Source organism: Pseudomonas sp. GW823-FHT02C02, from assembly GCF_058797635.1.
Window position 1 is genome coordinate 128,957 of sequence record NZ_JBXAJV010000018.1, and the last position, 26,106, is coordinate 155,062.

Annotated in this window: 17 protein-coding genes; 11 read left to right on the forward strand and 6 right to left on the reverse strand. The window is 60.7% G+C overall.

All coding sequences use genetic code 11. The annotated features are described in order from the left end of the window. Nucleotides 1-232: 232 nt before the first annotated feature. The gene (locus AC1ROI_RS27100) at nt 233-538 is read left to right on the forward strand and encodes a DUF6388 family protein (RefSeq protein WP_102593623.1); all 306 of its coding nucleotides are present in this window, start codon (nt 233-235) and stop codon (nt 536-538) included. A gap of 83 nt (nt 539-621) precedes the next feature. Here AC1ROI_RS27100 and nadC read toward each other — a convergent pair whose 3' ends face one another. Next, nucleotides 622-1,470 carry a carboxylating nicotinate-nucleotide diphosphorylase gene (gene nadC, locus AC1ROI_RS27105; RefSeq protein WP_102593599.1) on the reverse strand — a complete coding sequence of 283 codons (849 nt, stop codon included), beginning with the start codon at nt 1,468-1,470 and terminating at the stop codon, nt 622-624. A gap of 285 nt (nt 1,471-1,755) precedes the next feature. Between nadC and AC1ROI_RS27110 the strand changes: the two genes are divergently transcribed. From AC1ROI_RS27110 to AC1ROI_RS27125, 4 genes are all read left to right on the forward strand, one after another. After that, a complete protein-coding gene (locus tag AC1ROI_RS27110) occupies nt 1,756-3,963 on the forward strand; it encodes a DUF1631 domain-containing protein (RefSeq protein WP_102593600.1) in 2,208 nt (735 codons plus the stop codon). Nucleotides 3,964-4,027: 64 nt separating this feature from the next. Beyond that, nucleotides 4,028-4,603 (forward strand): 1,6-anhydro-N-acetylmuramyl-L-alanine amidase AmpD, encoded by a 576-nt coding sequence (gene ampD, locus AC1ROI_RS27115; protein WP_010463469.1) that lies wholly within the window; start codon nt 4,028-4,030, stop codon nt 4,601-4,603. Next, nucleotides 4,600-5,436 (forward strand): regulatory signaling modulator protein AmpE, encoded by an 837-nt coding sequence (gene ampE / locus AC1ROI_RS27120; RefSeq protein ID WP_010463467.1) that lies wholly within the window; start codon nt 4,600-4,602, stop codon nt 5,434-5,436. Before ampD ends, ampE begins: the two co-directional genes overlap by 4 nt. Nucleotides 5,437-7,075: 1,639 nt before the next feature. Then, entirely contained in the window at nt 7,076-7,780 is a 705-nt protein-coding gene (locus AC1ROI_RS27125; protein WP_371857853.1) for a methyl-accepting chemotaxis protein, read from the forward strand. Between the two features lie 128 nt (nt 7,781-7,908). Here the strand turns inward: AC1ROI_RS27125 and AC1ROI_RS27130 are convergent, their stop codons facing one another. Then, a complete protein-coding gene (locus AC1ROI_RS27130; protein ID WP_010463463.1) occupies nt 7,909-8,685 on the reverse strand; it encodes a TatD family hydrolase in 777 nt (258 codons plus the stop codon). 3 nt (nt 8,686-8,688) lie between these two features. Then, complete coding sequence (gene cra, locus AC1ROI_RS27135; RefSeq protein WP_010463461.1) at nt 8,689-9,684, reverse strand: catabolite repressor/activator; 996 nt, start codon at nt 9,682-9,684, stop codon at nt 8,689-8,691. A gap of 291 nt (nt 9,685-9,975) precedes the next feature. Here cra and ptsP point away from each other — a divergent pair, with 291 nt between their 5' ends. From ptsP to AC1ROI_RS27155, 4 genes are all read left to right on the forward strand, one after another. Beyond that, nucleotides 9,976-12,837 (forward strand): phosphoenolpyruvate--protein phosphotransferase, encoded by a 2,862-nt coding sequence (gene ptsP / locus AC1ROI_RS27140; protein ID WP_102593601.1) that lies wholly within the window; start codon nt 9,976-9,978, stop codon nt 12,835-12,837. Next, a complete protein-coding gene (gene pfkB / locus AC1ROI_RS27145; RefSeq protein ID WP_010463457.1) occupies nt 12,837-13,778 on the forward strand; it encodes a 1-phosphofructokinase in 942 nt (313 codons plus the stop codon). Before ptsP ends, pfkB begins: the two co-directional genes overlap by 1 nt. 11 nt (nt 13,779-13,789) lie before the next feature. Next, nucleotides 13,790-15,529, forward strand: coding sequence for a PTS fructose-like transporter subunit IIB (locus AC1ROI_RS27150; RefSeq protein ID WP_010463455.1), 1,740 nt, complete (start codon nt 13,790-13,792; stop codon nt 15,527-15,529). A gap of 165 nt (nt 15,530-15,694) precedes the next feature. Beyond that, on the forward strand, nt 15,695-17,236 hold the full coding sequence (locus AC1ROI_RS27155) for an alkaline phosphatase D family protein (protein WP_102593602.1): 1,542 nt from the start codon (nt 15,695-15,697) through the stop codon (nt 17,234-17,236). 131 nt (nt 17,237-17,367) lie between these two features. Here the strand turns inward: AC1ROI_RS27155 and AC1ROI_RS27160 are convergent, their stop codons facing one another. After that, the gene (locus tag AC1ROI_RS27160; RefSeq protein ID WP_102593603.1) at nt 17,368-19,896 is read right to left on the reverse strand and encodes a PepSY domain-containing protein; all 2,529 of its coding nucleotides are present in this window, start codon (nt 19,894-19,896) and stop codon (nt 17,368-17,370) included. Between the two features lie 231 nt (nt 19,897-20,127). After that, on the reverse strand, nt 20,128-22,443 hold the full coding sequence (locus AC1ROI_RS27165; RefSeq protein ID WP_102593604.1) for a TonB-dependent receptor: 2,316 nt from the start codon (nt 22,441-22,443) through the stop codon (nt 20,128-20,130). A 206-nt stretch (nt 22,444-22,649) separates the two neighbouring features. On the opposite strand from AC1ROI_RS27165, the gene AC1ROI_RS27170 reads away from it, so the two are divergent. After that, the gene (locus AC1ROI_RS27170; protein ID WP_102593605.1) at nt 22,650-23,330 is read left to right on the forward strand and encodes a Fe2+-dependent dioxygenase; all 681 of its coding nucleotides are present in this window, start codon (nt 22,650-22,652) and stop codon (nt 23,328-23,330) included. Beyond that, complete coding sequence (locus AC1ROI_RS27175) at nt 23,327-24,103, forward strand: tetratricopeptide repeat protein (protein ID WP_102593606.1); 777 nt, start codon at nt 23,327-23,329, stop codon at nt 24,101-24,103. Before AC1ROI_RS27170 ends, AC1ROI_RS27175 begins: the two co-directional genes overlap by 4 nt. A gap of 76 nt (nt 24,104-24,179) precedes the next feature. Here AC1ROI_RS27175 and AC1ROI_RS27180 read toward each other — a convergent pair whose 3' ends face one another. Next, nucleotides 24,180-25,343, reverse strand: a complete 1,164-nt coding sequence (locus AC1ROI_RS27180) for a type III PLP-dependent enzyme (RefSeq protein ID WP_010463443.1) — start codon at nt 25,341-25,343, stop codon at nt 24,180-24,182. Nucleotides 25,344-26,106: the final 763 nt, after the last annotated feature.

A 26,106-nucleotide genomic window follows, 5' to 3' on the forward strand; every position in this document is an offset into this window, starting at 1 on the left:
TTTTCAGAAAGGCCGATCAACGGTTTTTTTGTAGATTTGATGTAAAAGTCCATATAAATCGTCGACCAAACGTCCTATATTCGGACGTTGCACACGTACCACTTTGCAGTTTTCAGATGATCCCCGAATGGTTCTGAAGGCCAGACAAACCGGGCTTCACACGGTTTTTTGCGTCAGAGAGATCCTTGATGATCCAGATCCATCTTCCATTCCCCAGATCAGCGAGAACGCCATGACCGTTAAAGAATTGACCCAAGAAGCCAGACACAAAGAAGCGCTGAAAAAGTACCTGCAGGAGTCGCCCCAGCTAGCCGACGAGATCAAGGACCTGCCGGCCGACGATCAAAAAGACCAGATCCAGTGGGCGTTCGAGGATGAGGCGGAGTCCCAGGGCTTGCAGCCATGGGAACTGACGCTCAAGTACACCTCGACCCCTGAAGAGTTCGAGGCTGCGCGCCTGGTGCTGCACAAGGAGGCGGCCGAGGTGTTAGGGGTCGAGTGGGAAGAGTACTGCGAGATGAACAATCTGGTGGTTTGAGAGCAGCTTCAGGCTTCAAGCGGTAAGCTGCAAGTACAAGCAAAACTGCTTGAAACTTGGAGCTTGCCGCTCGAAGCTGCGTTTTAGAGGCTTAAGCGCATCGACAGGTCGACAGCCTTCACATCCTTGGTCATCGCACCAATCGAAATGTAATCCACCCCGGTTTCGGCGATCGGCAGCAGCGTGTTTTCGTTGATACCACCGCTGGCTTCCAGTTTCGCCTTGCCCGCGTTCAGGCGCACGGCTTCACGCATGTCATCCAGGCTCAACTCATCGAGCATGATGATGTCGGCACCCGCCGCCAGGGCTTCTTTCAATTCCGCCAGGCTTTCCACTTCAATCTCGACCGGCTTGCCCGGGGCGATCTTGTGCGCGGCGTTGATGGCGTCAGGAATGCCACCGCAGGCGGCGATGTGGTTTTCCTTGATCAGGAAGGCGTCGTACAGGCCGATGCGGTGGTTATGGCAACCGCCGCAGGTCACGGCGTACTTCTGCGCCAGACGCAGCCCTGGCAGAGTTTTACGGGTGTCGAGCAGCTTCACCTGGGTCTCGGCGACAAAATCCGCCAGGTATTGCGCGCGCGTGGCCACGCCCGAGAGCAATTGCAGGAAATTCAGTGCGCAGCGTTCGCCGGTCAGCAGCGAGCGTGCCGGGCCCTCGAGGTGAAACAGCGCCTGATTGGGTTTCACCCGTTCGCCGTCACGCACCTGCCAGTGCACCGCGACCCGTGGATCGAGTTGCCGGAAAACGGCATCGACCCATGCGGTGCCGGCAATGACCGCGGCATCGCGGGTGATGATGGTGGCTTTTGCCAGGCGTTCGGCCGGGATCAGCTGTGCGGTGATGTCGCCGCTGCCGATGTCTTCGAGCAACGCACGGCGCACGTTGGCTTCGATTTCGGCGGTCAAATCGGCGAGACGTAGATTCGGCATAACGGGCTCCACAAACAAAGTGGCCCGATTATAGGGCCATGGCGCGAGGCAACCCAAGGCATCAGAGGCGTTCCCCTCACCTGCAAACCTGCATTTGGTCGATTCCCTTGAATCATCGGCACTAAGTCAACGTCTTTCCTATGCGTCTATTTCGATACGTAGCACAGAGTCTGCTGGTACACGGGAGCGCTTTTGCAAGATAATCCGCCTTGCTTTTGACGTCATGGCTTTGACGTTCGTTTGGATTTACGACTATTCGCAGAATCACCGTTTCAGGAGGCTTGGATGCACAACGACGGGAATGTAGTGCCTTTGCACAAGGCGGCTACCGGTCAGGCGACGCAATCGCCGCTCGCCCGCCTGCCTGTGATTCTGCTTCAGGTTCGCGACAAGGCCACTCAACAGCTCAGGCATGGTTTGCAGGAGCTGTTTGATAACGCCGACGACACGCTGTTCGAAATGGCTGATCGGGCCCGCAGCGATGTCGAGCAGAACCTCTTTTTCGAAGCCATGCGCGACTTGCGACTCAAGCGAAAAAGCATCGAACGCGGTTTTCTCGAACACTTCTTCGAGGCGTTCGTCAGCCTCTCGCAGCACGACAGCTCCCAGGCGGCCTTGCCTCAGGCATTGGCGTTTGAAACCGATGCATTGCCCAATGACGATCTGGAACGCAGCGTCGCGGTGGACGCCATGGTCAGCAAAGTGCTGAGCCGCGACGGGTTCGCTCTTGACCAACTGACAGCCCGACTCAGTGCTTTGCTGGGCAAGGCGCTGGACGATGAGCACAACCCGCTGGGGCCTGCGCGGCTCTGCGAGTATTTCTTGCAGGCCTGGCGCAACCTGGGGGTGGAGATCAAGGTCAAGCTGATCATTCTCAAACTATTCGATCGCTACGTGCTCAGCAGCACTGATCAGCTGTACGCCGAAGCCAATCAACTGCTCATCGCGACTGGCGTGTTGCCCGACCTCAAGCCCGCTCCCACGCGGCGAGCCAGCGATCATGCCGCCGCCAGCGCCTATGCCGAACCGATCGAAGTCGGCATCCACTCGGGCCATACACCGGTCGACGATGGCGTGCAGGAAGTCTTTGCCGCGTTGCAGGAGCTGCTGCTACACGTGCGCGGCAGTGTCGCGCCGACCCTCGAAGCCAGTGCCCAGACACAGCCCATTTCCACCCGAGACCTGTTGCGCCTGCTCTCGCACTTGCAGCAATACGTGCCGGCGCTGGCGACCCAGGACGACTTCGATCTGCGTAACCAGCTCGAACAGCTGCTAACCCGGGTCAGCGTCAAAAGCGGCAAGTCGCGCGTGGTCGGCGTGGCTGACGAAGACGTGATCAACCTGATCGCCATGCTCTTCGAATGCATCCTTGATGACCGCAACCTGCCTGACTCCCTCAAGGCGCTGATTGGTCGGTTGCAGATTCCGATGCTCAAAGTGGCGGTGCTCGACAAGAGCTTCTTCAGCCGGGCCAGCCACCCGGCCCGGCGTCTGCTCAACGAAATCGCTGCCGCCGCGATGGGCTGGGGGGAGTGCGATGACCACGAGCGTGACAGCCTGTACCTGCGCATCGAGCAAGTGGTCCAGCGCCTGTTGAACGACTTTGTTGATGATCCGGCGATCTTTTCCGAATTGCTGGCGGATTTTCTCGCCTTCACCAGTGATGAGCGCCGCCGCAGCGAACTGCTGGAACAGCGTACCCGTGACGCCGAGGAAGGCCGCGCCAGGACCGAACTGGCTCGCCAGCGTGTCGAGCAGGCGCTGAATCAGGCGTTATTGGGCAAAGTGCTGCCCCAGGCTGTGGTGGTCTTCGTGCAGGAGGCCTGGAGCAAAGTGCTGTTGTTGACCTGCCTCAAACATGGTGATGCGTCGGCGCAATGGCAGGCCGATGTGCAGACTATGGAGCAATTGATCTGGAGCGTGCAGCGCCATGACGAGCCCGATGCCGGCCTGCGTTTGTTGGCGCTGGTGCCCGGGCTGCTGAAGGCCTTGCGCGACGGATTGAGCAGCTCTGCGTTCGATCCGTTCGCCACCAGTGAGTTTTTCAGTGAGCTGGAAACCTTGCACGTGCAACTGTTCGAGCGCCCGGGTCAGACGGCTGAACAACCCGTCGACCCGCCGGTTATGGTCGAAGTGCTGCAGCAAATCGTGCTGCACACGGCGGACGAAGGCCTGGCCGATGTGGTGTCTGTGCGGTTGCCGGCAGACGATGCCGGTTTGCTTCAGGTCGATCAACTGCGTCCGGGCTGCTGGGTCGAGTTTCAGGAAGACGATGAAAACACCCTGCGTTGCAAGCTGGCAGCGATCATCGATTCCACCGGCAAATACATCTTTGTCGACCGCACGGGAATGAAAGTGCTGGAGCGCAGCCGCACCGGCCTGGCCCTGGAACTTCGCCGTGGCGCGGTGCGGGCGCTGGACGATACCTTGCTGTTCGACCGGGCCCTGGAGTCGGTGCTGGGCAATCTGCGGCGTCTCAATCGCGGCAAGTGATCGCGCCCCGAGGGCCTATCGCGGCATACTGGGCGCCAACACAGTCGTCGTTGAAGGAACCTGTATGCAGTTGGACCCCGCGAGCGGTTGGTGTCAGGGCGTGCGTGTATGCCGCTCGCCCAACTTCAATGCGCGCCCCTCGGGCGAAATTTCCCTGCTGGTGATCCACAACATCAGCCTGCCGCCAGCGCAGTTCGCCACCGGCAAGGTGCAGGAATTTTTCCAGAATCGTCTGGATGTCACGGAGCATCCCTATTTTGCAGGTATTGCTGACCTGCGGGTGTCTGCGCACTTTCTGATCGAACGTGACGGCACCGTCACTCAGTTTGTCTCTTGTCTTGAGCGCGCCTGGCACGCCGGTGTCTCGAGTTTCGAGGGGCGGGAGACCTGCAACGATTTTTCTGTGGGCATCGAACTTGAGGGCACGGATGATCTTCCGTTCGAGGACGCCCAGTATCAGGCGTTGACGACTCTGACCCGACAACTGCAAAGCACATTTACGGCGATCACGGCGCAACGCATCTGCGGGCATAGCGACATCGCACCGGGGCGCAAGACGGATCCGGGACCCGCGTTCGACTGGGCACGCTACCGCGCCGCCTTGGCAAAAGCCGCTTTGGAACAAGAGGAACAACGATGAGTTTTCTGGTGTTGCTGTTGGCCGTCTGGATCGAGAAATTCTCGGCCTTGCGCCATCGGGTCCAACGTGACGGCGGTTGGGTGCGTGAACTGAACAAGCTTGAAGTCAGCCCGCGCCTGATTGATCGGCCATGGCTGGTATTGGTGGTGCTGGTGTTGTTGCCGGTGGCGCTGCTGGGTTTGTTGCTGGTGGTGCTTGAGCCGGTGGCCTACGGGTTGCTGGCATTGCCGGTGCACCTGCTGGTGGTGATTTACAGTCTGGGTCGCGGCGATTTGCTGGCCGGCCTGGGACCGTTTCGCGATGCCTGGCGCCGGGAAGACCTGCAAGCCGCCGCCCATGTGGCGAAGCGCGACGTGGACATCTGCGCCGATAGCGGCGAGCAACTGCTTGAGCGGGTCGAAGGGCATTTGCTGTGGGAGGCGTACCAGAGCTTTTTCGCGGTGATTTTCTGGTACTTCGTGCTGGGCCCGGTCGCCGCACTGAGCTACCGGCTGCTGGCGCTGGCTGAAGAGCACGGGCAGAACCCTGCTGTGGTCGAGCGCGCTGCACAGTTGCGTCATGCGTTTGATTGGGTGCCGGTGCGTCTGTTGGCGGCCAGTTTCGCGCTGGTCGGAAATTTTGTCGCGGTCAGCCGCGTCATGCTGCATGAACTGCTGAACTGGAACATCAGCGCTGCCCAGTTGATCGAGAAAGTTGGCCTGGTGGCTGGCGAAATTCCTGCACCGGTCGTCGGACCGGACGGTATCAACAGCCTGGACCGGATCTGGGAATTGCTGCTGCGAGCGGCGGTGCTCTGGTATGCAGGTTTTGCGTTGTGGACGGTCCTTCCGTAAACCAACGGCTGTCTTGCGTGAACATCTTTGTGGAGAGGGGGCTTGCTCCCGCTGGGCGCGCAGCGCCCTCAAACGGCCAGGCGAATATGTCAGGAAAACCCGCTCGCCTGCATTGCGTCTGCTTCGCAGACGAGCGGGAGCAAGCTCCCTCGCCACAAGATGATCATCGATCTCAAGTCCGGCGATCTGCCGTTAACCTTAAGTTACAAAACCCTCAGCCGATTTAAGCTATACAGGGATAGCGCTGAATAGTGGCTATCTGCCGTCGACCCGCGCCTGCCAATAAAAATAAGAATCAAAAGGGAGACTTCCAGTGAAGAGCTTGCTCTATCCCGCCGTCGCGCTGATGAATCGCCTGAGCTTCGGCATGAAGTTCAGCCTGATCAGTGTGCTGTTCCTCGTGCCGATGCTGGTGACCAACTTCTATCTGGTCCGCGACTCCTATCGTGAATTCCAGGGCACACAAGTCGAGCTGCAAAGCCTCGACCTGCTCGGCAGCAGCCTGACCCTGCGGCGTGATCTGGAAACCCTGAACAACCTGGTGCAAATCAACGTCACCCTTGGCCAGTCCGGCAAGGCCGGTAATGTCGAGACGAAGATCAGCACTCTGGAGCAAAGTGTTCTGGCCCGCCTGCAAGGGCTGACGGCGATGACCACTGATCCGGAGCAGATCACGGTTTTCGATGGCAAGCGCGATGAAATGATCGCCGCGTTCAAGGCCCAACAAGCGGAAAACTCCCTGCAAAGCAAAAGTGGGATGATCGGCAAGTTGCTCGGCAGCGCGCAGATTTTCAGCCAGATCATCGCCAGTCAAGCCGGCCTCAGCCGCGATACCCAGAGCGACATGCGTCAGCTCAGTGAACTCATTACCAACGTCACTCCGCCTGTGACGCAGATCCTGGGCGACGGCCGGGCGATGGGTTCCTATTCGCTTGGGCAAGGTTTTCTGAATTCGTCGTCGAGCACCCGATTTGATGAGCTGCTGGCGCAGATCGAAAAGCTCCAGGGCGAATACGGTCTGAAGCTCAATGATGCATTGGGCTCCAGCAAAGCGGCGCGTGACACCCTGGCTGCCCAGGCCGAGAGCAGCAAGGCCTCGCTGAAAAAGGCCAGTGAACTGTTTGAAGAACAGGTGGTGATGGCCGACACCCTCGATGCGCCATGGCAGGCCTTTTACGACCAGGTCACCGGCCTGATGGACCAGACCTACCAACTCAACGAAGCCACCCTGGCATTCCTCGGCACCCAGTTGCAGCAGCGACTGGAGCAGAACCGCACCCACATGATCTTGCAGGCCGTGGCGCTGTCGGTGGTATTTGTGTTGATTTTCTACCTCTACGGCGGCTTCTACGCCTCGACCCGCACCACCCTCAAACGTCTGGGCGCGACGCTGGACAAAGTTGCAGCGGGCGACATGACCGTCACCTTCCGGGCCGAAAGCCGCGATGAGTTGGGCGAGTTGGGCGAGGTGTTCAACGGCACCGTGAAGAAAATCCATGACCTGATCGAGCGGGTAGGCCAGACCGTCAATGAGGTCGAGCGCCAGGCCGGACAAGTCGAAAGTGTCTCTGCCCAAAGCAACCAGGCGGTGGCGGGGCAGCGTTCGCAGATCGAGCAGGTCGCCACGGCCATGAACCAGATGTCTGCCACCTCCCTTGAGGTGGCGCGCAGTGCCGCCGCAGCAGTCAGCAGTGCCCACAGCGTCAACGACGAAACCATCAGCGGTCGCGGCCTGGTGGCGTCCCAGCAGGGCAGCATCGCGCAACTGGCCAGCGAGATCGATCAGTCGGTGCGGGTGGTCAACCAATTGGCCAGCGACAGTCAATCCATCAGCCGCGTGCTGGAAGTGATCAAGAGCATCGCCGAGCAAACCAACCTCCTGGCGCTCAACGCCGCGATCGAAGCCGCTCGGGCCGGTGAGCAAGGGCGTGGTTTTGCGGTGGTGGCCGATGAGGTGCGGACCCTCGCCAAGCGCACTCAGCAATCAACCGAAGAAATCGAGCAGATGATCACCAAGCTCCAGAATGGTGTCGGCGCGGCGGTGAAAGCCATGGGCGTCAGCCATCAGGTGGCCGATGGCACCGTCGGGCAGTCGGAAAAGGTCCAGCAGGCGCTGGAAAACATCCTCGGTGCCGTCGGCATGATCGTCGACCAGAACCAACAGATCGCCGCCGCAGTGGAGCAGCAGACCGCGGTGGCCCACGACATCGACCAGAACATCGTCGAGATCAACCGCGCGGGTGAACGTACCGCCGAAGGGGCGCACCAGACCGAGGATGCCAGTCGAGCATTGTCGGCCCAAGTGTTGGAACTCAAACAACTGATCAGCGCGTTCCGGGTCTGACGACACACAAGGATCAAATGTGGGAGCGAGCCTGCTCGCGATAGGGGTGCGTCAGTCAGTAATGATGTCGACTGACACACCGCTATCGCGAGCAGGCTCGCTCCCACAGGTTTTTGTGCAGGGCTGATTTACCAGTTGAACAACTCGCAGGCATTGGCCGTGCTCGCGGCCGCCAGTCGCTCGGGGCTGATCGCCATGATGCCGGCCAGCGCCGAGCAAATCGCCGGCAGGTGCGCCGGGCTGTTGCGCTGACCGGGAAACATGGCGGGCGCCATGTCCGGTGAATCGGTTTCCAGCACCACTGATTCCAGGGGCAGGTCAGCGAGGACGCGGTGCATGCGCAGCGCCTGCGGCCAGGTCGCGGCGCCGCCCAGGCCCAGTTTGAAACCGAGCTTGATGTATTCGCGCGCCTCTTCCTTGCTGCCGGCGAAGGCATGAATGATGCCCGCGCGTTTCAATCGAAACCGTTTGAGCGTGGCAATCACCGCGGCATGGCTGCGCCGCACATGAATCAGCGCCGGAAGATTGAAGTCCACCGCCAGTTGCAGTTGCGCGTCGAACAAGGCCTGCTGGCGCTCACGGTCGAGGGTTTCGATGAAATAATCCAGACCGATCTCGCCCACGGCACACAATTGCCGATGACCCGCCAGGCGGGTCAGCCAGTCACCGAGTTCGAGTAAATCGTCAGGGCGATGCTGGTCCAGGTACACCGGGTGCAAACCGAGCGCCGCATGCAGGTCGGGGTCGCTCTGCACCAAGTCCCAGACCCGCTGCCAATTGCCCTGATAAACCCCCAGCACCACCATCCGCCGTACCCCGAGGGCGCGGCTTTCGGCCAGCAGCGCCGTGCGGTCCTCGTCGAAGTCCGGAAAATCCAGATGAGTGTGGCTGTCAATCAGCTCCACGGTTCAGTCCTGGCGAATACGCTGCTTGAAGGTCCGCGCGATGGCTTGCACGCCGGGTTGGTAGTCGGACTGCTCGATGGCGGCCAGCGCCAGCGCCAGCGCCTTGTCGGCAATCAACTGATGCTGCTGGGCCATGGCATTGACCGGCAGCGGCAAGAAGTCCAGCAACTGCGTGTCGCCGAAGGTGCCTAGGCGCAGCGGACGGGTTTTCAGCGGGAAGTCGTGCAAGGCATCGAACACGCCTTGAAGCAGCACGTAAGACGTGGTCACCAGCGCATCCGGCAAATGCCCCAGGCGCTGCAACAATTCTTCCATCAACTGCTTGCCGCACTCACGGCTGAACGATTCGCCGTGCTCGATCAGCACGTCGCCTTTGAACCCGCTTAACGCCTCCTTGAACCCGGCGGCACGTTCCTGGCTGATGCTCAGCTCGGGGCGGGCACCGATCAGCGCGATTTGCTTGGGCAGCGGGTCGAGCAGACTGCGGGTCAGTTGCAGGCTGGCCTCGCGATCATCGCTGATCACCGAACAGAAATGCTCAGGCTCCATCACCCGGTCGATGGCGATGATCGGAATGCCTTTGGCCTGCAACAGACGATAACTGTCATCTCCGGCCGGCAGGCAACTGGCGACGATCAATGCATCACAGCGCCGGGCGCGGAACAGTTGCAGCAATTGCCGCTCACTGTCCGGCGCATCGTCGGAACTGGCGATCAGCAATTGATAACCGCGCGCCCGGGCGCCTTGTTCGAGCAGTTTGGCGATTCTTGCGTAACTGGGGTTTTCCAGGTCCGGCAGAATGAAGCCCAAAGTGCGGGTGTGCCGACTGCGCAGCCCCGCCGCCTGAGGGTTGGGCGTGAAGCCATGTTGTTCGACGACCGCACGAACGCGCTCGACGGTGGCACTGCTGATACGTTGCTGCTCGGCCTTGCCATTAATGACATAACTGGCGGTGGTAACGGACACACCGGCCAACTGTGCGATATCACTGAGTTTCAACTCGGGATTTCCTTGTTTGTTCGAGCTTGCCCCGACATTTTCGCCAATCCTACCCGATTCGGGCAGACGACCATTGTCGCAACGCTTCCGACAAGTTGGACTTCAAGGATGGGACATAATCGAGTAACGTGCCAATCATTCTAGATTAAACGTTTCAGCAAGCGTATTTTCTACGTTATAAGCGCATTTGGCCGGTTCTGCCGTGAAACCGCCAAAAATGATGACGAAGCGCCTAAGCTGGAATCATCCAAAACAATACCTGGCGCCCACAGACGCCAAAAAGGAGAAAGCATGCTCGAGCTCACCATAGAGCAGATATCCATGGGCCAGTCGGCTGTGGATAAGTCCGAAGCCTTGCAATTACTGGCCGGGCATCTGGTCACCGATGGCCTGGTGGCCGAGGGTTATCTCGCCGGTTTGCAGGCCCGGGAAGTCCAGGGCTCGACCTTTCTCGGTCAAGGTATTGCCATCCCCCACGGTACGCCGGAAACCCGCGATCAGGTGTTTTCCACCGGTGTGCGGCTGATGCAATTCCCCGAAGGCGTGGACTGGGGCGACGGCCAGATCGTTTACCTGGCGATCGGCATTGCCGCCAAATCCGATGAACACCTGCGACTGCTGCAACTGCTGACCCGTGCCCTCGGAGAAACCGACCTGGGCCAGGCCCTGCGTCGCGCCAGTTCCGCCGAAGCCTTATTGAAACTGCTGCAAGGGGCACCGCAGGAACTGGCGCTGGATGCACAAATGATCGGCCTTGGTGTCTCCGCCGATGACTTCGAAGAACTTGTATGGCGCGGCGCGCGTTTGCTGCGCCAGGCCGATTGCGTGAGTAACGGGTTCTCCGCCGTCTTGCAACAGGTCGAAGCGCTGCCGCTGGGCGATGGCTTGTGGTGGCTGCACAGCGAACAAACGGTCAAGCGTCCGGGCCTGGCGTTCGTCACGCCGGACAAGCCCATGCGCTACCTCGGCCAGCCCCTCAGTGGCCTGTTCTGCCTGGCCAGCCTCGGCGAGGCGCATCAGGCTTTGCTCGAACGCCTGTGTGCGCTGCTGATCGAAGGCCGTGGCCATGAATTGGGTCGCGCCACCAGCAGCCGTAAAGTCCTCGAAGTGCTGGGCGGTGAACTGCCGGCGGATTGGCCGAGCGCACGCATTGCCTTGGCCAACGCCCACGGTTTGCATGCCCGCCCGGCGAAGATCCTCGCGCAGTTGGCGAAAAGTTTTGAAGGCGAAATCCGCGTGCGCATCGTCGATGGCCAGGACAGCGCCGTATCGGTGAAGAGCTTGAGCAAACTGCTCAGCCTCGGCGCCCGGCGCGGTCAGGTATTGGAGTTCGTCGCTGAACCGAGCATCGCCGCCGATGCCTTGCCAGCCTTGCTGGCCGCCATCGAAGAAGGCCTCGGTGAAGACGTCGAGCCGTTGCCCGCCGTGAGCCAGCAGCGCGAGGTGTTTGCCGATGTCGCCGAAGTGCTCCTGGCGCCAGCGTCCGGCAGTCTGGTCCAGGCCATTGCCGCTGCACCGGGCATTGCCATTGGCCCGGCGCACATTCAAGTGCTGCAAACCATCGAATACCCGTTGCGTGGCGAGTCTGCCGCCATTGAGCGTGAACGTCTCAAGCAGGGCTTGGTGCACGTGCGCCGCGACATCGAAGGCCTGATCGAACGCAGCAAATCCAAAGCCATCCGCGAGATTTTCATCACCCACCAGGAAATGCTCGACGACCCGGAATTGACCGATGAAGTCGACACCCGCCTCAAGCACGGCGAAAGCGCTGAAGCGGCGTGGATGGCGGTGATTGAAGCGGCGGCCAAACAACAGGAATCGTTGCAGGACGCCTTGCTCGCCGAACGGGCTGCCGACCTGCGCGACATCGGTCGTCGGGTGCTGGCGCAACTCAGCGGCGTCGAAACCCCGAGTGAACCCGATCAGCCGTACATTCTGGTGATGGACGAAGTCGGCCCGTCCGACGTTGCCCGTCTCGATCCGACCCGTGTGGCCGGCATTCTCACGGCCCGTGGCGGCGCGACTGCTCACAGTGCGATTGTCGCCCGGGCGCTGGGCATTCCGGCCTTGGTCGGCGCTGGTGCGGCGGTGTTGCTGCTGGCGCCGGGCACGCCGTTGCTGATTGATGGTCAGCGCGGTCGCCTGCATGTGGACGCCGACGCGGCAACCTTGCAGCGCGCCACCGAAGAACGCGACACCCGCGAACAACGCCTGAAAGCCGCCGCCGAACAACGCCATCAACCGGCGCTGACCACCGACGGCCATGCGGTCGAAGTGTTCGCCAACATCGGCGAAAGTGCCGGCGTGACCAGCGCGGTGGAGCAGGGTGCCGAAGGCATCGGCTTGCTGCGCACTGAACTGATTTTCATGGCCCATTCCCAGGCGCCGGACGAGGCCACCCAGGAAGTCGAATACCGCCGCGTCCTCGACGGCCTGGCCGGTCGTCCCCTGGTGGTTCGCACCCTCGATGTCGGTGGCGATAAACCACTGTCGTACTGGCCGATTGCGAAAGAAGAAAACCCGTTCCTCGGCGTGCGTGGCATTCGCCTGACCTTGCAGCGTCCGCAGATCATGGAAGCGCAATTGCGCGCCTTGCTCCGTGCAGCGGACAACCGCCCGTTGCGGATCATGTTCCCGATGGTCGGCAGCGTCGATGAGTGGCGCCAGGCGCGGGACATGACCGAGCGTCTGCGTCTGGAAATCCCGGTGGCTGACCTGCAACTGGGGATCATGATCGAGGTGCCATCGGCGGCCTTGCTGGCGCCGGTGCTGGCCAAGGAAGTCGACTTCTTCAGCGTCGGCACCAATGACCTGACTCAATACACCCTGGCCATCGACCGGGGGCATCCAACCTTGTCGGCCCAGGCTGACGGCTTGCACCCGGCGGTGCTGCAACTGATCGACATCACCGTGCGCGCGGCCCATGCCAACGGCAAGTGGGTCGGCGTGTGCGGCGAGCTGGCAGCCGATCCGCTGGCGGTGCCGGTGCTGGTCGGTCTCGGCGTGGACGAACTCAGCGTGTCCGGTCGCAGCATTGCCGAGGTCAAGGCACGCATCCGCGAACTCAGCCTCAGCCAAACCAGAATTCTCGCCCAACAGGCCCTGGCCGTGGGCAGCGCCAATGAAGTGCGCGCATTAGTGGAGGCCCTGTAATGGCCAAAATCCTGACCCTGACGCTCAACCCGGCGCTGGACTTGACGGTGCAGTTGCCGCGCCTCGAGCCCGGCCAAGTCAATCGCAGCGACGAAATGCACACCCACGCCGCCGGTAAAGGCGTGAACGTGGCGCAGGTGCTCGCCGACCTCGGCCATCAGCTGACGGTCAGCGGTTTCCTCGGTGAGGACAACCTTCAAGCGTTCGAAACCCTGTTCGCCAAACGCGGTTTTGTCGATGCGTTCATCCGGGTGCCCGGTGAGACGCGCAGCAACATCAAACTGGCGGAAAACGATGGGCGGATCACCGACATCAACGGTCCGGGGCCGATGGTCAATGCGACGGCTCAGCAGGCGCTGCTGGATCGACTCGAGCAGATTGCGCCCGGTCATGACGCGGTCGTGGTGGCCGGCAGCCTGCCGCAGGGGATAAGCCCGCAGTGGTTGCAGGCGTTGATTGAACGTTTGAAAAACCTCGGTCTGAACGTTGCCCTCGATAGCAGCGGCGAAGCCTTGCGTGCAGCGCTCAAGGCCGGCCCGTGGCTGATCAAACCGAACACTGAAGAGTTAGCCGACGCGTTGGGCTGCGAGGTGATATCGGTGGCGGCACAAGCCGAAGCGGCGAGCCGTTTGCACGCTCAAGGCATCGAGCATGTGGTGATCTCCCACGGGGCCGATGGCGTGAACTGGTTCAGTGTCGGCTCGGCGATGCACGCCACGCCGCCCAAGGTCAGCGTCGTCAGCACCGTGGGCGCAGGCGATTCGTTGCTGGCCGGCATGCTCCACGGTTTGCTCAGTGCCGACACGCCTGAACAGACCCTGCGCACCGCCACGGCAATCGCCGCGATGGCGGTCACGCAGATCGGTTTCGGAATTGGCGATGTCGCGCAGTTGGCGCGGCTCGAACAGGGCGTGCGCATCCGCACCCTGACAGAACAATAAGAGGGTTTGTCATGAAACTAGCCATTGTTACGGCCTGCCCGAACGGCATGGTCACCAGTGTGCTGTGCGCCCGTTTGCTCGATGCAGCGGCCCAGCGTCAGGGCTGGAGCACCAGCGTCGAAGTGGTCGATGCCGCGCATCCGGAACGTCAGCTGTCGGCTGCCACGATTGAAGCGGCCGAGTGGGTGTTGCTGGTCACCAGTGCGCCGGTGGATATGTCGCGATTCGTCGGCAAGAAAGTGTTCCAGAGCACGCCCGCGCATGCCCTGCAGGATGTCGAAGCGGTGCTACGACGCGGGGCTGAAGAAGCTCAGGTGTATGTCGCGCCCGAAGCTGTCGAGCAACCTGCTACCACCGTTCAAAACGCGCCACGCCTGGTGGCGATCACGGCGTGTCCGACCGGTGTCGCTCACACGTTCATGGCGGCCGAAGCCTTGCAGCAAGCGGCCAAGCGTCTGGGCTATGACCTGCAAGTGGAAACCCAAGGCTCGGTCGGTGCGCGCAATCCACTGAGCGCTGCGGCGATTGCCGATGCCGATGTGGTGCTGCTGGCGTGTGATATCGAAGTTGCCACCGAGCGTTTTGCCGGCAAGAAAATCTACCGTTGCGGTACTGGCATTGCGTTGAAGCAAGCCGAGGCGACGCTGAATAAAGCGCTGGCCGAAGGCAAGCAGGAAACCGCGTCGACCGGTGCCAAAGGCCCGGCCAAACAAGAGAAGACCGGCGTCTATAAACACCTGCTGACGGGCGTGTCGTTCATGCTGCCGATGGTGGTGGCGGGCGGTCTGATGATCGCCTTGTCGTTCGTGTTCGGCATTTCCGCATTCAAGGAGGAAGGCACACTCGCCGCCGCACTGATGCAGATCGGTGGCGAGACCGCGTTCAAGTTGATGGTGCCGCTGCTGGCGGGTTACATCGCCTACTCGATCGCCGACCGTCCGGGTCTGGCGCCGGGGATGATCGGTGGCCTGCTGGCGAGCACCCTCGGTGCCGGTTTTATCGGCGGGATCATTGCCGGTTTCATTGCCGGTTATGCGGCGCAGGCGATCAATCGTTATGCGCGCTTGCCGCAAAGTCTTGAGGCACTGAAACCGATTCTGATCATCCCGTTGCTGGCGAGCCTGTTCACCGGCCTGGTGATGATTTACATCGTCGGCAAACCGGTGGCGGGGATGCTCGAAGGGCTCACGCATTTCCTCGACAGCATGGGCACCACCAACGCGATTCTGCTCGGTGTGCTTCTCGGCGGGATGATGTGCGTCGACCTTGGCGGGCCGATCAACAAAGCCGCGTATGCGTTCTCGGTGGGGCTGCTGGCCTCGCAAAGTTATGCCCCGATGGCCGCGACCATGGCCGCCGGTATGGTGCCGCCGATTGGCTTGGGTATCGCCACGTTTATCGCACGGCGCAAATTTGCCCAGACCGAGCGCGAGGCCGGTAAAGCGGCGCTGGTATTGGGGCTGTGTTTCATCTCCGAAGGGGCGATTCCGTTTGCCGCCAAAGACCCGTTGCGAGTGATTCCGGCGAGCATTGCCGGTGGCGCGCTGACCGGTGCGTTGTCGATGTATTTCGGCTGCAAACTGATGGCGCCGCACGGTGGGTTGTTTGTGTTGGCGATCCCGAATGCGATCAACCATGCGCTGTTGTATCTGCTGGCGATTGTGGCGGGGAGCCTGCTGACGGCGGTGGCGTATGCGCTGCTCAAGCGGCCGGAAGCTGTTGAGATGGCACTCGAACCCGCCAAAGCCTGACACCACGTTGTAGGAGCGAGGCTTGCCCGCGAAGACGGTTTAACATTCAACAAACAGGTGTCTGTCAGATCGCCTTCGCGGGCAAGCCTCGCTCCTACAGGGGGGGGCGGTGTCACACCGGTTTCATGCGCACGTGCTTTAGTTTTCCTTTTCAGGGAGAACACCATGAGCGAATTCGACCTCGGCCGTCGCCGTGTCATGCAAGCCGTCGGCGCCGGGCTATTGCTTCCAGGGCTGGCGCCGGCCGTTATCGCCTCGGTCAAGGACCGTCCGCAGCTCACCGATGGCGTGCAGTCCGGCGATCTGATGGGCGACCGGGCGATGATCTGGAGCCGCAGCGACCGACCGGCGCGGATGGTGGTCGAATGGGACACCCGCAGCCTGTTTGGCAACCCACGCCGATTCGTCTCGCCATTGGCCGATGCGCGCAGCGATTTCACCGCACGGGTCGAGCTCACGGGGCTGCCGGCCGATCAGGCGATTTTCTATCGCGTGTATTTCGAAGACGCCCAAAGCGGTGTCACCAGCGAACCCTGGTTCGGTCATTTGCGCAGCGTGCCGCAAACCCGGCGCGACCTCCGTTTTGTCTGGAGCGGCGACACCGTTGGCCAAGGCTTCGGCATCAATCCGGACATTGGCGGCATGCGCATCTACGAAGCCATGCGTCTGCGCCTGCCCGACTTCTTTATCCACAGCGGCGACACCATCTACGCTGACGGCCCGGTGCCGGCGCAACTGGCCACCGAAAGCGGCCGGGTGTGGCGCAATATCACCAGCGAAGCCAAGAGCAAGGTCGCCGAGACACTCGACGATTATCGCGGCAACTACCGCTACAACCTGATGGACGAGAACATTCGTCGCTTCAACGCCGAAGTCCCGCAGATCTGGCAGTGGGATGACCACGAAGTGGTGAATAACTGGTCACCGGGCAAGCAATTGGATGAGCGCTACAAGAGCAAAGATATCCACAGCCTGGTCGGTCGCGCCCGCCAGGCCTGGCTCGAATATGCACCCATGCGTTTGCAGAGCGCCGATGGCGGCGGGCGGATTTATCGCAAGCTCGGCTACGGGCCGATGCTGGATGTGTTCGTGCTGGACATGCGCAGCTATCGCGAAGCCAATGACGACAACCTCGGCACTGCCAAACCGTTTCTCGGTCGTGAGCAACTCGACTGGCTCAAGGCTTCATTGAAAGCCTCCAGTGCCCAATGGAAGGTCATCGCCGCCGACATGCCGATCGGCCTCGGCGTCCCCGACGGAGAAGTCAGCCCCGGTGTGGCGCGCTGGGAAGCAGTGGCCAACGGTGATCCAGGACCGGCCCAGGGGCGTGAGCTGGAAATCGCTGAACTGTTGGGCTTTTTACGGGCGCAGCAGGTGCGCAATTACGTGTTCCTGACGGCCGATGTGCATTACTGCGCAGCCCACCATTACCACCCGGACCGCGCCGCATTCCAGGACTTCGAACCGTTCTGGGAATTTGTGGCCGGGCCGTTGAATGCCGGGAGCTTCGGACCCAATCCGCTGGACAAGACCTTCGGGCCCGAGGTGGTTTTCGAGAAAGCACCACCGGCGCAGAACACCTCGCCGTTTGCCGGGTTCCAGTTTTTTGGCGAGGTGAATATCGATGGGCAGACGGGGGAGATGAGTGTGGTGTTGCGGGATCTGGATGGGGTGGCGGTGTTTGAACGCAAGCTTCAGCCAGCCTGACCGTTTTCACCAACAACACACAACCAATGTGGGAGCGAGCCTGCTCGCGAATGCGGTTTCACATTCAACAGCGTCGTTGTCTGACCCAGCGCTTTCGCGAGCAGGCTCGCTCCCACAGGGATTGTGGTGGTTCAGTAGACGTCGCGGCGGTAGCGACCCTGCTCGATGAGGCGGTCGACTTCTGCAATCCCGAGCACTTCGTTGAGTACGTGATCCACGCCTGAAGCCATCCCCTGCAAGCTCCCGCAGATGTAAATCACGGCGCCGTCAGCCAGCCATTGCTTCAATAGATCGGCCGACTCACGCAGCCGATCCTGCACATAAATCTTCTCGGCCTGATCCCGCGAGAACGCCAGGTCCAGTCGCTCCAGATCGCCTGAAGTCAGCCACTCCTCAAGCTCATCGCGGCACAGATAGTCGTATTCCCGATGACGCTCACCGAACAGCAGCCAATGCCGTTGCTGCCCATCGGCAATGCGTGCCTTGAGCAAACTGCGCAGTCCAGCCAGCCCGGTGCCGTTGCCCAGCAGGATCATCGGCACCGGCTCGGTCGGTAGATGGAACCCGCTGTTACGCCGCACTCGCAGGCTGATGGTGCCACCCACCGGCGCGTGTTCGGTCAGCCAGCCGGAGCCGATGCCCAGGCTGCCATCGGTGTGCATTTCCTGGCGCACGATCAGTTCCAGAATGCCGTCAGCCGCAATCGAAGCAATGGAGTATTCGCGCATGGCCAACGGCACCAGTGCATCGACCAGTGCCTGAGCGTGCAGGCCGACCAGATGGGTTCTGTTTTCTGGCAGTTGTCGGCTGGCGAGGGCGTGCTCCAGCGGTTGCGACAAGCCATTGAAGGTCACCATCGCCCGGCCTTCAATACCCAGGCCATCAAGGAAATGCTCGATTGCCCACGGGCAATTGCGGGGCAGGACTTCCACCAGATCCCCCGCCAGCCAACTGCTGGTGGTCGGTGCGGTGAGGCCCAGCAAGTACACCGGTGAGCCGCTGCTGTCCGGGTTCATCAACTCGCGGCGGGTCAGGGTCCAGTTGTCGTAGCTTGGCGCCTGCCAGGTGTCGACCGGTGCTTGCCCGGTCAACAGGCCGAGTTGCTGCTGCCAGTGACGCAAGGCGTAAGGGTCGCCGCTGTCGACTTCCACTGGGGCGAACAACGTCTTGCCGCCATGCTCGCCAAGCCAGGTGTGCAAGCGTCGGGCGAAGCCGCAGAAGTGGTGATATTGGCGATCACCGAGACCCAATACCGCGTAGTTCAGGCTTTCCAGGTTCGACGCCTGGCCCAGCACCTTGCGTTCGAAACCGCGGGCGCTGTCCGGCGCTTCGCCGTCGCCGAAGGTGCTGACTACGAACAGCGCATTGCTGGATTCACGCAAATCCTGTTCGCTGACATTCGCCAAGGGTTGGACTTTTACCGGCAGGCCGGCCGCCTGCAATTGCCCGGCGGTCTGCCACGCCAGTTGCTCGGCAAAGCCGCTTTGGCTGGCGAAGCCGATCAACCAGGCTGGCGCATTGTTGCCCGTTTGCGCGAAGTTTTTGCGGGCGTCCTTGATCTGCTTTTTCTTGCGGCGACGGTCCATGTACAACAACCAGCCAGTGACAAAGAACAGCGGCATGGTCAGCGCGGTGAGGGTCAGGATGATCCGCCCGACGATGCCGAAGTAACTGCCCACGTGCAGCGCGTAAATGCTGGTCAGCAGTTGTGCCTTGAGGCTCTTGTCACTGTAACGGTCATGCCGTTTGACGAGGCCGGTGGCCGGATCGAGGCTGATCTGGTTCAGCGCACGGTCATGGGGCGAGGAGTTCAACAGGTAGAAGACCGTCGCCGGTTGGCCGGCCACGGGCGGCATGCGGATGTTGTAGGCACTGAGTGCCGGACCTGCGGCGCTGTAGATACTGCTCCACATGGCGGCGTAATCGGCGGTGGGCGCCGGGCCGCTTGGGGCAGGACCTCGACCGCCGCGAACGCGCTCGTTCTGCGGAGAGTCGGACAGCAATTGGGTCAAGCCCTTGTTGTACCACTCATAGGACCAGGACAACCCGGTCAGCGCTGACAGGAGGTAAAACACCAGGCACCAGGTACCGGCCACCGAGTGCAGGTCCCAGTTGAAACTGCGGCCCTTTTTCTTCCAGTCGAGGGTCAGCCAGGCGCGCCAGTTTTTCCATTGGCGCGGCCAGCGCAGGTACAGGCCGGACAGGCAGAAAAATACCAGGATCAGCGTGCAGGCCCCGGTGATCTGCCGCCCGGTATCGCCCATGGCGAGGAAGCGGTGCAGTTGCAGCATCAGGCCGAAGAAGTCCTGACCGGTGGCTTCACCCATGAACTGGGCGGTGTACGGATCGAAGTAGCGCATCTCGCCCCGGCGTTCGCCCGGTGGCGGGGTGAAACTCACCCGCGCGGCGTTGCCGCTGTCGGTTTCGACCCAGAGCATCGCGACTTTCTTGCCGGAGGCGCCCTCGATTTTTTCCACCAGTTCGGCGGGCGGCAGGACGCCGGCAACCTGCTTCTCGACCTGCAACACAGAAGGATTGAGCACGCTGAGGATCTCATCCTCAAACGACACCATCGCCCCGGTGATGCCCATCAGGGCCAGGACCAGCCCGGCACTGATGCCGAAAAACCAGTGCAACTGGAACAGGGTTTTCTTCAACACGTCGCTCGCCTTGTTCGTTCGAAATAATCATCACGGCGCGCATTATGCCGTGGGTTGCTGAGAAACATTCTTTTTTACGTACAAAAGCCCCGTTCATGCAGATGAACGGGGCCTGACCTTATAGCGCCGGCTGCTTTATGTGGGAGCTAGCCTGCTCGCGAAGGCTGTAGCCGTCGCCACAGATGAGGTGCGGCAACCATCCATTCGCGAGCTGGCTCGCTCCCACATTGATCAGAAGTGGAAGTTGGTGCTCAGCAATGCCGTGCGGCCCGCCGCCTGGTTGGCGAAGTGGGTCGAGAAGGCTTTGTCGTAGTAGGTTTCGTCGGTCAGGTTCTGCACGTTCAGTTGCAGGTCGACGTTTTTGCTCAACTTGTAGGCAGCCATTGCGTCGTAACGAACATAGGACTCGACCATGGTGGTGTTGGCCACGCTGCCGAAGACGTCGTCGACATAGAACGCACCACCACCGATGGTCAGCTTTGGCGTGACCTGATAGGTCGTCCACAGGCTGGCACTGTTTTTCGGGGTGTTCGGCAGTTCGTTGCCATCGTTGGCTTTACCCAGCGGGCCGCCGTCGACTTGCTCGCTGTCCATGTAGGCGTAACCGGCGAAGACCTGCCATTTTTCGGTGATCTTGCCGCTGGCCGACAATTCGATGCCCTGTACGCGGGTTTTACCGGCGTTTTCATAGGACGTGGTGTCGACCTGGACGCGGGCGTTGTCTTTCTCGGTGCGGAAGATATCTGCGGTCAACGACAGGCGATCGTTCAGCAAGTCCCACTTGGTGCCGATTTCGTAGTTCTTGGTGGTTTCCGGCTCCATGTCGCTGCTCAGCAGATTGCCGTTGCGATCCGGAGTGCCGCCCAACGGGTTGCCTTCCTGACCTTCGCCCAGCGTGTTGCCCGGTGGCGTGGCGGAGGTGGCGTAGGACGCGTAGATGCTGCCGTTTTCGGCCGGTTTGTAAACCACGCCGAACTGGCCGGTCACGAACTCGCTGACGTCATCCCCTTTGGACGTGGTCACGCTGGATGCGTTGTAGGTTTTGTATTTGGTGTCGAAATGGTCGTAACGCAGGCCCATGTTCACCAGCCATTGCTCGGACAACTCGAGGGTGTCGAACACATACAGCGCGTAGGTATCGGACTCGGTATCAGTGCCGGCGTAGTTCCGCGAGATCGCACCGTTCCATGGGTCGTTCGGGTTCGGGTTGGCCAGCGAGGTGCAGTTGTAGCCGCTTGGCGCGCCGATCAGGGCCGGCGAGCAGTTGGTGGTCGACGCCGCGGTTCTCGGGGTGGTGTCGACGTTGACGTTGTACGAGGATTTCTGGCTTTCCTCGCGGCTCAGCTCGATGCCGGTGGCGAAGCTGTTTTTGAAGCCCGCAATGTAGACGTCACCAAACAGATCGGTCTGGTTCGTGGTGGTCTCGGTGTTGCTCACGCGGGTGTTGGCCCGGCGCCAGACGCTGCCGTTGTTCACGTTGCCCTTGCTGTCGTCCGGCTGGGTCAGGATGTAATCCTGCATGCTGCTGCCGTGGCGCAGGGTGTTCTTGACGGTCAGCGCATCGCTCAGGTCGTGCTCGATGGCAAAGGTTGCCGTGTCGGTGCGGCCCTTGCGGAAATCGCGATCCAGCCCGTAGAAGTTGCTGTGATCGCCGCCGGCGAACGGCTTGTCCGGATTCGACTTGGTGCGGGCGGCGGAACCTGTGACAGGGATGGTGTACGGAATGCCCGAGTCTGGCGTGTCGTTGCTTTCCAGATGGTAGTAATCGAGGTTGACCCGGGTGTCGGTGCCCAGGCCGAATGCCAGCGACGGGGCGATGCCCCAGCGGTCGTAGTCGACGCTGTCACGGCCGGCGACATTGCTTTCGTGGCTCATCAGGTTCAGACGGCCAGCGGCGGTGTCGGTGAACTGGTAGTTGCCGTCCAGGGTGTAACGCTGGGTCTGGTCCGAACCCCAGGTAAAACCACCGTCGAACGAGTCGCCCAAGTGGGCCTTTTTGCTCACCAGGTTAATGCTGCCGCCCGCCGCGCCACGGCCGCCAATGGCCGAGTTCGGACCTTTGCTGACTTCGATGGACTCTACGGCGAAGATCTCGCGGCTCTGCGAGCCGGTGTCACGCACGCCGTCCAGATAGGTGTCGCCCTGCGCGTCGAAACCACGAATGAACGGACGATCGCCTTGTGGGTTTCCACCTTCACCGGCACCAAAGGTGATGCCCGGAACGGTGCGCAGCGCATCCTGCATATTGAGGGCGCCGGTGTCCTTGAGCACTTGCTGCGGGATGACGGTGACCGAGCGCGGTGTGTCCACCAGCGGTGCGGTGTACTTGGGCGAGGAGGCTTTTTCAACGTTGTAGGAAGTCGCATCCTGGGCTTCGCCAGTGATGGAGGTCGCCCCCAGGGAAATCGCATTGCCCGGCGCTTTTTCGTCGGCCTTTTCGGCTGCGAAAACCATGTGGCCGGCAGAACCGGCCGTGATCGCCACGCCAATTGCAGACGCGAGCAAACGCGGTGAACTGACCGGTAAATGTGAGTGTTGGCGTGACATGTGAATTCCCCTCCCCAAGGATTTGAGGCCGCGGAATATAGGGTAGACGCGTATTTGTATCAATTGCGAAACGTTACTATTCGCGAGGAATTTACATTCTTTACAATTTGACCTTACGGTTTTTGATGATTCGTTCGTCGTGGGGGTTTTACACAGTCAATAAGAATCAATACCATTGCCGCCTCTTTACCTCCAGGTGTCCTCCCATGCTGCTGCACATTCCCGGCGTGTTCGCGAAAGAAGAAGTGCAGCGCATCCGCGAGGCTCTGGAGCAGGCGGATTGGGCCGATGGCAAAATTACCGCCGGCTACCAGTCGGCCAAAGCCAAGCACAACCTGCAGCTGCCTGAAGGTCATCCGCTGGCCAAGGAAGTGGGGGCGGCGATGCTTGAGCGGCTGTGGAAAAATCCGCTGTTCATGTCCGCGGCTTTACCGCACAAAGTGTTTCCTCCGTTGCTGAACTGTTACACGGCGGGCGGCAGTTTCGACTTCCATATCGACAACGCCGTGCGTCAGCCCAAGGGCGGTATCGAGCGGGTCCGCACCGACCTGTCGGCGACGCTGTTTTTCAGCGAAACGGAGGACTATGACGGCGGCGAACTGGAAATCCAGGACACCTTCGGCACCCAGCGCGTGAAATTGCCGGCCGGCGACATGGTTTTGTATCCCGGCACCAGTCTGCACAAGGTCAACGCCGTCACCCGCGGCACCCGCTATGCGTCGTTCTTCTGGACCCAAAGCCTGGTGCGCGAAGACAGTCAGCGCGCGTTGCTGTTCGAGATGGACGGAGCGATCCAGCAATTGACTCAGGACATGCCCGATCACCCGTCGTTGATCCGCCTCACGGGCACATATCACAACCTGTTGCGTCGTTGGGTCGACGTATGAGTTTCCAATTGCGCCGCGAGGAAGTCCTCGACGGTGATTCGCTCAAAGCCATGCTGGAAGAAAGCCCCGCTCGTGCAGCCCAGGCGATTCTGATCGCTGCCCGTGAAAATATTCTCGATGCTCAAGCCTTGCTCGGGCAGATTCTGCTGGACGGGAATGGCATCGGGCAGGACCAGCCGCTGGCCGTGCGCTGGTTCGGGATTGCCGCCCGGCGCGGGCATCTGATGGCGCGCAACATGCTCGGTCGTTGTCATGAACATGGCTGGGGGTGTGCGGCGGATGCTTCGGTTGCCGCGCAGCATTATCGAATCGCCGCCGACGCCGGGCTGGATTGGGCGATGTACAACTACGCCAATCTGCTGGCGACCGGGCGAGGTGTGATGGAGGATCAGGCGCAAGCGCTGAGTCTTTATCGTCGCGCCGCAGAACTGGGCCATGCGAAGTCGATGAACCTGTTCGGTCGTTATCTGGAAGAAGGACGGGGCTGTCCGGCGGATCCGCAAGCTGCGCGTGAGTGGTATCGACGCTCGGCGGTCGGTGGTGATTTTCGTGGGCAGTTCAGTCATGCCGCTGTGCTGGCCGACGAGGGGCATATCGAAGAAGCGCTGCGTTGGTTACGCAAGGCGCGGGACGGCGGAAATATAAATTTCCTGCGGGTGGCGAGTCAGACGTTGTTGACTGCGCAGAACGGGCAAGTTCGCGAATTGGCTACCGATTACGCTCAGCGCTGCGCCGACCTTGAGCGGGAGCTCGTCCCCCTGCAAGCGCTGTAGAGTGCCGGGGGGAGAGGATTTCAGACACAAAAAAGCCCATGACATGTCATGGGCTTTTTGATTGTCGCTTTAGCGCTTACAGGTAAAACGATTTCAACGGCGGGAAGCCATTGAATTCAACCGCGCTGTAACTGGTGGTGTAGGCACCGGTCGACAGCCAGTACAGACGATCACCGATGGCCAGGTTCAGCGGCAGACCGTACTTGTAGTTCTCATACATGATGTCGGCGCTGTCGCAGGTTGGGCCGGCGATGACCACTTCTTCCATCTCGCCTTTCTTCTCGGTCCAGATCGGGAACTTGATCGCTTCGTCCATGGTTTCGATCAGGCCGGAGAACTTGCCCACATCCGTATAAACCCAACGCTCGACGGCGGTACGGGATTTACGCGCCACCAGCACCACTTCACTGACCAGGATGCCGGCGTTGGCGATCAACGAACGGCCTGGCTCCAGGATGATTTCCGGCAGGTCATCACCGAAGTCTTCCTTGAGGAAACGGATGATTTCTTCGGCGTAGGTTTCCAGGCTGTTGGTGCGAGTGATGTAGTTGGCCGGGAAGCCGCCGCCCATGTTGATCAGCTTGAGGTGGATGCCGTCTTCTTCTTTCAGGCGTTCGAAGATCACTTTGACCTTGGCGATCGCCGCGTCCCAGACGCTGATGTCGCGCTGTTGTGAACCGACGTGGAACGAGATGCCGTAAGGCACCAGGCCCAGGTCGCGGGCGAGGATCAGCAGGTCCATGGCCATGTCGGTCTGGCAGCCGAATTTGCGCGACAAAGGCCAGTCAGCCGTGGTCGAGCCTTCGGTGAGGATGCGCACGTAGACTTTCGAACCCGGCGCAGCCTTGGCAATGTTGCGCAGGTCTGCTTCGGAGTCGGTGGCATACAGACGCACGCCCTTGTCATAGAAGTAGCGGATGTCCTTGGATTTCTTGATGGTGTTGCCGTAGCTGATGCGATCCGGGCCAACGCCCTGGTTCATCACTTTGTCGAGCTCGTAGATCGACGCGATGTCGAAGTTCGAGCCTTTCTCTTTGAGCAGGTCGATGATTTCGACGGCCGGGTTGGCCTTGACCGCGTAGTAGACCTTGGCGAATTCGAAACCGGCGCGCAGGTCGTCATAGGCCTGGCTGATCATCGCGGTGTCGATCACCACGAACGGGGTTTCTTGTTTGTCGGCAAACGCCTTCATTTTGTTGAAGGTATCGCGCGCGAAATAGTCTTCGACGTTGATCGACATGCTGGGAACTCCTACTGGCAAACTGAAATTAACAATGGGTGCGAGGGTGTGTCATCAATGAAATCGCGAGTGCGTTGCGCCTGAGCGCGTGCCAGGCAAGGCGCAGGCCGCCGCTAATGGTCATTCCCTTCGCAAGGCCTGTAACGCAGCATGGCGCGCGCTCAGGCACAACCCGAAGGGCCGGGCCTGCTTTTGCGCAGGGCTGCGTTGCTCGTCCCTTATTTGGAACAACCAAACCGCGGGCCTCGCGCCTTGCCCTGCGCAAAAGCAGGCTCCGGCGCACTCGTGATTTCATTGATGACACACCCTCCTGAACGTCCTCCGTATCCCCACTTTGGTTCGCCTACTTCCCAAGGCATGTCGCCGAAAGCAAAAAGGCCACGGGAGGCGGTGCTTTCCCTTGGCCTTGCTGTCTCGTCGTCAGTACTTGAGCCGGATGGATCGTTTCCAGCATGGACGTTCGGCGCGAACTTTAGGGCGTGAGGGGCTTGAGATCAACAAAAAATGTCGCGTTTTTGCACGCTTCCGTCGTGCGGTCCTGGATAGCTACTGATGTAACCGACCTGCATGACAGTGTGATGTTCCCTTGGTAGGGAAATTTGAGGGGGGCAGCGGGATTTGTGGTGCGCCATCACGATTCTGCTCGCGAAGGCACTAGATCCGGCGACAGCAGGGTTGGCCGACCCTTAGGGAAACTCTGAAAAAGACTTCCAAATCTGGTGAGATACGGCTGTCCCACGAACTGAACGGTTGAGCCCCGATG